Genomic DNA, 10402 nt, shown 5'->3' on the forward strand with positions numbered 1-10402 from the left:
AGCACCTTGGTGAGGGCGATCGTGTTCGCCGTGACGTTGTCGATCGTTGGACTGTTTTCTTTTCCGCCGACCGCGCAGGCGGTCGCCGCGCCGGCCTGGTCGGGGCTGGACGCCAGGACCTACGCCGGGCCGATCCCGCCGGCGGGGACACTGATGCACACCACCCAGCTGAGCCGGCCGCTGTGGGTCAGCGGCGCCGGGCAGGCCGATCGCTACCTGTACTCCACGGTCAACCAACACAATTCGCCCGCCGTGGCCACCGCGGCGGTGTTCACGCCGAAGACGGCGCCGCCGGAGGGCGGCTGGCCGGTGGTGGTGTGGGCGCACGGCACCGTCGGACTCGGTGACGACTGCACCCCGTCGGCGCAGCCGCGCACCGCCCGCGACGACGAGTATCTGACGCATTGGCTCGACCAGGGCTACGCGGTGGTGGCACCGGATTACACCGGCCTGGGCACTCCCGGTTTGATGAGTTACCTCAACACCGTCGCGACCGCACACGCTGTCGTCGACGCCGTCGTCGCCGCCCATCAGCTGGATCTGCCGCTGGCTGGAAGGTGGGCACTGATCGGCCAGTCCCAGGGCGGCGCGGCGGCGGTCGGCACCGCCCGCTACGCCAGTGAGTTCAGCGCCGGTCGCGGGTTGGACTACCGCGGGGTGGTGGCCACCGGCACGCCGGCCAATGTGCAGAACGTGGTGACGAGCGCGGGCCCGGACATGACGCTGCCGCCCGACCTGGGCCCGGCCGCCAACAGCTACGCGGCCTACATTCTGGCGGCCCTGCGCGACGCGCTCGACGTCCAGATCGACACCGCCCTCAGCGACGCGGGCCGTCAGGCCGCGACGCTGGCCGAGACGCTCTGCAAGGCCGACCTGGACGTGGCCCTGGCCGGCGAACGGGTTCCCGGGTTCTTCACCGCGCCGCTGGCGTCGGTGCCCGGCCTGCCCGCGGCCGTCGACGCCTACCTGGGAATCCCGACCAGCGGCTACGACCGACCGATCTTCCTCGGCCAGGGCCTGCAGGACCGTGACGTGCCCGCGCAGTTCACGCTGACGTTCGCCGACGCGCTGAAGGCCAACGGCCAGCCCGTCGAGTTGCACGTCTATCCCGACGAGGACCACTCCGGCACGGTCCTGGCCTCGGTGCCCGATTCCACCCCGTTTCTGGCTCGCATTCTGGCGCCGTGACCCGCCGAGGTGAGGCCGCGGTGTCGGTGATCTGACCTACAGTTGCGGCCATGTTCGTCGCCGACGGCCGGGTGGTCTTCAGCGCGTCGGATCTCGCCGCCGCCGCGCGGTGTGAGTATGCGCTGCTGCGCTCGTTCGACGCCCGGCTCGGACGCGGCCCCGCCGTCGCGGCCGAGGACGAACTGCTGGCCCGCACCGCCGAACTCGGCGGGGAGCATGAGCAGCGGCACCTCGACCAGCTCCGTGACCGCCTCGACGTCGCGATCATCGGCAGGCCCGGCTACACGGTCGAGGGTCTGACCGCCGCCGCCGAGGCCACCATGCGCGCGGTGCAGCGTCGCGCGCCGGTGATCTACCAGGCCGCGATGTTCGACGGCCGGTTCGTCGGGTTCGCCGATTTCCTGATCCTCGAGGACGACGGGCAGTACCGGTTGCGCGACACCAAGCTCGCGCGCTCGGTCAAGGTCGAGGCGCTGCTGCAACTGGCCGCCTACGCCGACACCCTGACCCGCGCGGGGGTGCCGGTGGCGCCCGACGTCGAGTTGGTGCTCGGTGACGGTGCGACGGTCTCCTACCGCGTCGACGAACTGCTGCCGGTGTATCTGAGCAGACGCGCGGCGTTGCAGTCACTGCTCGACGAGCACTACGCAGGCGGCGCGCCGGTAGCGTGGGAGGACGAGGACGTGCGGGCGTGCTTCCGATGTCCCGAATGTCAGATCCAGGTGCGCGCCCACGACGATCTGCTACTCGTCGCGGGGATGCGGATCAGCCAGCGGGCCAGGCTGATCGACGCGGGCATCACCACCGTCGCCGACCTGGCGGCGCATCAGGGGCCGGCGGCCGAACTGTCCCCGCGCACGCTGGCCTCGCTGACCGCGCAGGCCCGACTGCAGTTGACCCCGCCCGTCGACGGCAAGCCCGCCTACGAGGTGGTGGACGCGCAGCCGCTGATGGTGCTGCCCGACGAGAACAGGGGCGATCTGTTCTTCGACTTCGAGGGCGACCCGCTGTGGACCGTCGACGGCCACGAATGGGGCCTGGAGTACCTGTGGGGCGTGCTGAACACCAGCGGTGAGTTCACCCCGTACTGGGCGCACGACCGGGCCGGTGAGCGCCAAGCGCTGGTCGACTTCCTGGCGATGGTGCGCAAGAGGCTGCGGCGCTATCCCGGCATGCACATCTACCACTACGCGCCGTACGAGAAGTCCACGCTGCTGCGGCTGGCGGGCCGCTACGGCGTCGGCGAGCACGACGTCGACGAGCTGCTGCGCAACGGTGTCCTGGTGGACCTGTATCCGCTGGTGCGCAAGAGCATTCGGGTGGGCACCGAGAACTACAGCATCAAGTCGCTCGAGCCGCTCTACATGGGCAACGAGTTGCGCGACGGCGAGGTGACCACGGCCGCCGACTCGATCACGCAGTACGCCCGCTACTGCGCGCTGCGCGACGAGGGCCGCGCGGAGGAGGCCGCCGCGGTGCTCAAACAGATCGAGGACTACAACCTCTACGACTGCCGCTCCACGCGCCGGCTACGCGACTGGCTGATGGCCCGCGTCATCGACTGCGGGGTGCCGCCGCGCGGACCGCAGCAGGTGCGCGACGACGACACCGAGGTCGAGACCGGCGACGATCTCGACCGCGCGCTGGGCACGTTCGCCGGCGACAACATCGCGGCGCGCACCGCCGAACAGACCGCGGTCGCGATGATCGCCGCGGCCAGGGGATTTCACCGCCGCGAGCACAAGCCGTTCTGGTGGAGCCATTTCGACCGGGTCAACAACCCCGTCGAGGAATGGGCAGACGACGGCGACGTGTTCATCGCCGACAAGGTGGACATCGAGCACGACTGGCATCAACCACCGAGGGCCCGCAAACCGCAGCGGCATCTGCGGTTGCACGGCGAACTGGCCAACGGCGAACTGGCCCGCGACATGTACGCGCTCTACGATCCGCCTTCGCCGGCAGGCCTGTCCGAGGACCCGGACCGGCGCGGGTTCGGCGCCGTCACCGTCGTCGAGTGCAACGACCCCGACGTGCCCACCGAGGTCGTGATCGTCGAGAAGCAACCCAAGGACGGCGAGGTGTTCGACCGGCGGCCGTTCGCGTTGACGCCGGGGCCGCCGATCAACACCAAGCCGCTGGAGGAGTCGATCGAAGCCGTCGCGTCCGCGGTGGCCGCCGGGCTCCCGGACCTTCCGCTCGACGCCGTCACCGACATCCTGCTGCGCCGCGCCCCGCGCACGCGAAGCGGGCGCCCGCTTCCGCACGACGGGCCGGTCGAGGACGACATCACCGCGGCGCTGCTCGACCTGGACCACTCTTACCTCGCGGTGCACGGCCCGCCCGGCACCGGAAAGACCTACACCTCGGCGCGGGTGATCGAGCGCCTGGTCAACACCCACCGGTGGCGGGTCGGTGTGGTGGCGCAGTCGCACGCGGTGGTGGAGAACCTGTTCGCCGACGTGCTCAAGGCGGGGGTCGACGGCGCGCACGTCGCCAAGAAGCTCAACTCGGTCAACTGCGGCTGGACCGAGCTCACCAACCCCGATTTCGCGACGTTCATCGACCAGCACGCCGTCGGCGGCATCGGCTGCGTCGTCGGTGGGACGGGCTGGGATTTCGCCAACGCCAACAAGATCGCGCGCCAGTCGCTGGATCTGCTGGTCGTCGAGGAGGCCGGCCAGTACAGCCTGGCCAACACCATCGCCGTCGCCCCCGCGGCACACAACCTGATGCTGCTCGGCGATCCCCAGCAGCTGCCGCAGGTCAGCCAGGGCACCCACCCCGAGCCCGTCGACTGCTCCGCGCTGGGTTGGCTGGTCGACGGAAGACACACGCTGCCAAGCGAACTCGGGTACTTCCTGGACCGCTCTTACCGGATGCATCCGACGGTGTGCTCGGCGGTCTCGCGGCTGTCCTACGACGGCCGGCTGCGGTCATTCGACGACGTGACCTCCGCGCGCGTGCTCGACGGCCACTCACCGGGGGTGCGCGTGCTCGCCGTCGACCACGACGGCAACTCCACCGACAGCCCCGAAGAGGCCGACGCGATCGTCGCCGAAATCGGCCGACTGCTCGGCACCCCGTGGACCGACGAGACCGGCACCGTAGCGCTGGGGCAGCGGCACGTGCTGGTGGTGACGCCCTACAACGCGCAGGTGGTGACGCTGCGCCGTCGACTCGACGCCGCCGGATACGACGAGGTCGAGGTGGGCACCGTCGACAAGTTCCAGGGTAGGCAGGCACCGGTGGTGTTCGTGTCGATGACGGCGTCATCAGCCGACGACGTACCGCGTGGAATCGCGTTCCTGCTCAACCGGAATCGGCTCAACGTGGCGGTCAGCCGGGCCAAGTACGTGTGTTACATCGTGCGGTCGCCGCTGCTCACGGAGTACCTTCCGGGCACCCCTGACCGGCTGGTCGAGTTGGGCGCGTTCCTCTCGCTGACGTCGTGTGATACACCCGACCGGTGAGGTTGAGCGACCAGCTGGCCGGGATCGTGGGGGCCGCACATGTGAGCACCGATCCCGACGTGCTGGCCGGGCGCAGCGTCGACCACACCGGGCGCTATCACGGGCGGGCGACCGTGCTGGTGCGGCCGGGCGCCGCCGACGAGGTGGCCGCGGTGTTGCGAACGTGCCGCGACGCGGGAGCGCATGTCACCGTGCAGGGCGGGCGCACGTCGCTGGTGGCCGGCACCGTCCCCGAACACGACGACGTGCTGCTCTCGACCGAGCGGCTGCGCGAGCTCGGCGACGTCGACACCGACGAGCGGCGGATTCGGGTCGGCGCGGGCGTCACGCTGGCCGAGGTGCAGCACGCTGCCGCCGAGGCGGGCCTGGTGTTCGGGGTGGATCTGGCGGCCCGTGATTCGGCCACCGTCGGGGGCATGGCCTCCACGAATGCCGGCGGCCTGCGCACGGTGCGCTACGGCAACATGGGCGAACAGGTCGTCGGCATGGACGTCGTGCTTCCCGACGGCACGGTGCTGCGTCGGCACAGCCGGGTTCGCATGGACAACACCGGCTATGACCTCACGTCACTGTTCGTCGGCGCCGAGGGCACGCTCGGCGTGATCACCGGGCTGGACCTGAGGCTGCATCCGGTGCCGTCGCATCGGGTGACCGCGATCTGCGGGTTCGCCGATCTCGACGGTGTGGTGGCGGCCGGTCGCATCTTCCGCGATATGGCCGGCATCGCCGCGTTGGAACTGGTCGACGCGCGCGCCAGCGCGTTGACCGCCGCGCACGCCGGTGTGCCCGCACCGGTCGCCGGCGCCTGGCAGCTGTTGATCGAATTGGCAGGCGATGCCGACCAGACCGAGCGGCTGGCCGGCGCGCTGGCCGACGTCGGGATGTCGGGTGAGCCGGCGGTGGGCGTCGACGCCGGCGCACAGCAGCGGCTGTGGCGGGTGCGCGAAGCCGTCGCCGACGTGCTCGGCGCGTACGGGCCACCGCTGAAGTTCGATGTCTCGCTGCCGCTTTCGGCGATATCCAGGTTCGCGGCCGCGGCCGCCGAACTGGTCGACGCGCACGCTTCGGACGCGATCCCGGTGTTGTTCGGCCACATCGGCGAGGGCAATCTGCACCTGAATGTGTTGCGGTGCGACGCGCGGGCCGAACGCGACCTGTACACGGCGATGATGAAATTGATCGCAAACCTCGGCGGCAACGTCAGTTCCGAACACGGGGTGGGCACCCGCAAGCGCGACTATGTCCAGATGTCGCGCACCGACGCCGACATCGCCGCGATGCGCGCGATCAAGGCCGCCCTCGATCCGACCGGCTACCTCAATCCGGCGGTGATGTTCGGCTAGCGCTCCTCAGTCGTGCCACGGTGACGAGTGACGTCCGTGCCGCGGCGACGAGTGACGTCCGTGCCGCGGCGGTTCGTCGGGATCGGCGCGGTAGTGCCTGCCGTCGGGCCGGCGATGCCGCGGTGGGGGTTGGGCCTCGTCAGACCGGTGGCGCGCGGGACCGCCGGAGGCCGAATCGACGGTGGGATGCGGACGCTGAAGCGGCTGGAAACGCTGCTCGTCATCGACATGAAAGCCGTTGTGGGCAAACCCGATCGACTCCACTGCCGTCGGTCGCGCCAGCGCCGGGTCGTCGGCGAGCAGGATGTCGAGGATGTCGCGCCATGACTCCGGGTCGTCTTCCGGTTCGGACGCCTGCTCGTCGCGGCGCTGCTCCCAGTGCCACTCCGTGCCGGGTGCGGGCAGCACGTGCGGCGCGCGCACGGCGATCGGTTCGGTGGTGGGCTCGGCCGCAGCGGCTCCGTCGTCGGCCCGCGCCGGTTCGTCCCAGCTGATCGTGTACTCGACGTAGTCGTCGTGGTCGGCGGCGAAGAACTCGTCGCCGCCGTACTCGACGGCCAGGGCGGCATCGCGGTCGAGATCACCGGGGTCGTCGTCGAACACCGCCGGTCGTCCCCGCCCGAAACCCAGCAGGAACAGCGCGGCGCACACCCCGAACAGCGCGAGAAAGGCGGGCAGCAGCAGGGTTTGCGACATCGCGGCCGAGAACGGCTCCTGCAACGACGGCGGAAAGTGGGTCACCGCCCCCGCGGCGCGTGGTGCTCCCGGCGGCGACGGCGACATCTCCGAGTCGATCCGCCACGTCATGAAGGCCGCCATCCCGGCGCTGCCCAGCACCGAGCCGACCTGACGGGTGGTGTTGTAGATACCCGAACCGGCGCCGGCCCACTTCGACGGCAGGTTGCGGGTGGCGGTGGCCGCCAACGGCGACCAGATGAACGCCATGCCGACGCCGGTGACCGTCAGCGGCACCGCCACTCGCCAGATCGGCGTGGTCGGGGTCAACTCGACCGACAGCCAGGTCATCGCGATCGCCACCAACGAGAACCCGAAGCCGATCACCGGACGCGGATGTACCCGGTCGACGATCTTGCCGACGAACGGTGCGAGCACGCCCGACATGATCGCCATCGGCGCGAGCAGAAGCGCCGAGCGCGTCGGCGACAGACCGCAGACCGCCTGGGCGTAGAACATCACCGGCACCAGCATCGCGGTCACGACAAAGCCGATGGTCGCGACGCCGAGGTTGGACAGCGAGAAGTCCCGGTCGCGGAAGATCACCAGCGGTATCAGCGGCTCGTCGGGGTTGACGTACTGCCAGATCAGAAAGGCCGCCATCACGCCGACGCCGCCCGCCAGCAGGCCCCACACCCACGGCGCCCACGCGTTGGCCTGTCCCTCCTGCAGCGCGAACACGATCATGAACATGCCGACCGCCGACAGCGCCACACCGGGCAGGTCGAACCGCTGCATCTGGGTGCCGAGGTCGGGGATCAGCCAGACCGCCAGCCCCAGGCCGAGGATCCCGAGCGGCACGTTGACGAAGAAGATCCACTGCCAACCCAAACCGTCGATCAGGACTCCGCCGGCCAGCGGACCGACCAGCGTCGCGACCCCTGCGGTGGCCCCCCACAGACTCATCGCCATCCCGCGCCGGTCGGCGGGGAACAGGCGGGTGATCACCGACAGCGTCTGGGGCGTCAGCAGCGCGGCCCCGACGCCCTGCAGGACGCGGGCGGCGACCAGCATGCCGATGGTGTCGGACAGCCCGCACCACAGCGACGCGGCGGTGAACACCGCCAGGCCCAGCAGGTAGACGTTCTTCGGCCCGAACCGGTCGCCGAGCCGGCCGGCGACCAGCAGCGGCACCGCGTAGGCCAACAGGTAGGCGCTGGTCACCCAGATCACCGCGTCGTAGTCGGCGCCGAGTTCGACCATGATCGACGGGTTGGCGACCGCCACGATCGACGCGTCGACCAGGATCATGAAAAAGCCGACCAGCATCGCCCACAGCGCGCTCCACGGGCTCGCAGCGATGGTGGTCAGGCTTCGATACATCAGGGGTCGACTAACTGCTCAACGATTTGCACCGACGGTACGGATCACGGTGCAGCCCGACTCGTCGGGATCGACCCCGGTGGCCGGGTCAGGCCGGGCCTGTGGGGGCGTCGTCGATGACGCCGTCCGCTGCACTGTGTGTCGGTTCGGCCTTCGGCGCACCAACCGCCGAAAGCGCGGCCAATGCGATCACCATACCCACCGTCATCACCAAGGCCAGTGCGAACTGGTCGTTGCCGAGCGCACCGACCAGCGGCGCGACGACGGCACCCAGGCTGAACTGCCCGGCGCCGAGCAACGCCGCCGCGGTGCCCGCCGCGTCGGGGTGCCGCGACAACGCCACCGCGGGCGCGTTGGGCAGCACCAGGCCCATGGCCGCCAGGATTGCCCACACCGGCAGCAGGAAACCGAACAGCCCGCCGACCCCGGCCAACGACACGGCGATGAACACCGCACCCGCGATCGAGCCGGCCACCAGCGCCCCCAGCGCGATCCGCTGCGGCGCGAAGCGACGCAGCAGCACGACGTTGAACTGGGTGGCGCCGATCAGCGCGATCGCACCGGCGCCGAACATCAGCGCGAACGACTGCTGGTCGAGGCCGTAGCGATCCTGCAGCACGAACGACGCGCCCGAGATGTAGGCGAACAGACCCGACATCGCCAATGCACCGACCAGGACGAGCACGACAAAGCGAACGTCGCGCAGCACCTCGACATAGGTGGCGCCGATGCTGCGTACGTTCAACGGCCGCCGATGCGCGACGGGCAATGTCTCGGGCAGCGCCAGCACCGCCACCGCCAGCAGGGCGCCGGCCATCAACACCAGCGCGGCGAACACCCAGTGCCAGGAGGCCTTCAGCAGCACCGCGGCGCCCAGCGAAGGCGCGACCACCGGGGCCACACCGAGCACCAGCATCAACCGCGACATAACCGTTGCGGCAACGGAATCGGCGAACAGATCACCGACGACGGCGATCGCCACCACCATGGCCGCGGCGGCGCCCATGCCCTGCAGTCCGCGGGCCACCCCCAGCACCGCGATGTTCGGCGCGAACAGGCACATCAACGACGCGAGCATGTGCAGCACGATCCCCGCCATCAGCGGCCTGCGGCGGCCCAGCGAGTCCGACAGCGGACCGACCACCAACTGGCCCAGCGCCAACCCGACCAGCGTTCCGGTCAGGGTCAACTGCGCGACCGAGGAGGACACCCCCAGTTCGTCGGCGATCCCCGGCAGCGCGGGCAGGTACATGTCGATCGTCAGCGGGCCCAGCGCGACCAGCAGGCCGAGGAGCACGATCATCCGCGCGCGGCTGGGCCGGCCGGCGGGGGCGGCATCCCGTTCCGTGGGCGCGGTCGGCGCGGTCGTCAGGTCCACAGCGGGTGATGTTGCCATGAAATTGGTTAGCGCCGCTTCTCAATAATTTCTTCCCCGCCGAGCCGACAGTGACCACGATCACCCTCGGGCACTTCCCGTCGGCCCGCATTCGTTGGCCAGGCGTTAGCCTGAAACACAGCCGTTCGCACAGGAAGGCCCGCTTATGAGCGCTCGGTCGAAGGCCGACAGCCGACTGCAGGCCGTCGGTGACGGATCCGACGAACGTCCCGGTGCGGCGGCCAAGGCGCTCTCGGCGATTCTCGAGCGCGGCGCCCGCGTACAGGGGCCGGCCGTGAAGGCCTACGTCGACCGGCTGCGCAACGGCAGTCCGGACGCGACACCCGCCGACATCGTCGCCCGGCTGGAGAAGCAGTATCTGGCCGCGGGGATGGCCAGCGGTGCCGCCGTCGGTTCGGCTGCGGCGTTCCCGGGCATCGGGACGCTGGCGGCGATGTCGGCCGTCGCCGGCGAGACGGTGGTGTTCCTGGAGGCGACCGCGGTCTACGTGCTGGCGCTCGCGGAGGTGTACGGAATCCCCGCCGAGCATCGGGAGCGTCGCCGCGCGCTGGTCCTTGCCGTGTTGGTCGGCGAGGACAGCAAGGGTGCGATCGCCGACCTCGTCGGTCCCGGTCGCACCAGCGGCGCCTGGTTGGCCGACGGCGCGGCCACCCTGCCGTTGCCCGCGGTGTCACAGCTGAACAACCGGCTGCTGAAGTATTTCGTCAAGCGCTACACCCTCAAGCGCGGCGCCATCGCCTTCGGCAAGCTGCTGCCCGTCGGCATCGGGGCGGTGGTCGGCGGCGTGGGCAATCGGCTGATCGGCAAGCGGATCGTCGCCAACGCGCGCGGCGCGTTCGGTTCACCGCCGGCGCGCTGGCCGGCCGCGCTGCACGTGCTGCCGGCGCCGCCCGACGGGTGACCACCCGACCGACGCGGTTTGGGCGTGAAAACCTGCGGCTAGC

6 protein-coding genes are annotated in these 10402 nt (G+C 70.3%); 4 read left to right on the forward strand and 2 right to left on the reverse strand.

Annotated features, from left to right (window positions below):
* Positions 1–6: 6 nt before the first annotated feature.
* Genes ABQE89_RS25790 through ABQE89_RS25800 form a run of 3 tightly spaced genes read left to right on the forward strand, consistent with a single transcriptional unit; the run spans position 7 to position 6004 of the window.
* Positions 7–1188: an alpha/beta hydrolase family protein gene (locus tag ABQE89_RS25790; RefSeq protein WP_448421995.1), complete on the forward strand. Its 1182-nt coding sequence runs from the start codon at positions 7–9 to the stop codon at positions 1186–1188.
* A gap of 50 nt (positions 1189–1238) precedes the next feature.
* Entirely contained in the window at positions 1239–4661 is a 3423-nt protein-coding gene (locus ABQE89_RS25795) for a TM0106 family RecB-like putative nuclease (RefSeq protein ID WP_448421978.1), read from the forward strand.
* Positions 4658–6004, forward strand: coding sequence for an FAD-binding oxidoreductase (locus ABQE89_RS25800; RefSeq protein ID WP_448421980.1), 1347 nt, complete (start codon positions 4658–4660; stop codon positions 6002–6004). The genes ABQE89_RS25795 and ABQE89_RS25800 overlap by 4 nt, the downstream gene beginning before the upstream one ends.
* A gap of 6 nt (positions 6005–6010) precedes the next feature.
* Here ABQE89_RS25800 and ABQE89_RS25805 read toward each other — a convergent pair whose 3' ends face one another.
* On the reverse strand, positions 6011–8062 hold the full coding sequence (locus ABQE89_RS25805; protein WP_448421982.1) for an MFS transporter: 2052 nt from the start codon (positions 8060–8062) through the stop codon (positions 6011–6013).
* Between the two features lie 88 nt (positions 8063–8150).
* The gene (locus ABQE89_RS25810) at positions 8151–9458 is read right to left on the reverse strand and encodes a multidrug effflux MFS transporter (protein WP_448421984.1); all 1308 of its coding nucleotides are present in this window, start codon (positions 9456–9458) and stop codon (positions 8151–8153) included.
* Positions 9459–9603: 145 nt separating this feature from the next.
* On the opposite strand from ABQE89_RS25810, the gene ABQE89_RS25815 reads away from it, so the two are divergent.
* Positions 9604–10359, forward strand: coding sequence for a hypothetical protein (locus ABQE89_RS25815; RefSeq protein ID WP_448421987.1), 756 nt, complete (start codon positions 9604–9606; stop codon positions 10357–10359).
* Positions 10360–10402 lie beyond the last annotated feature (43 nt).

Source organism: Mycolicibacterium sp. XJ1819 (assembly GCF_053483675.1).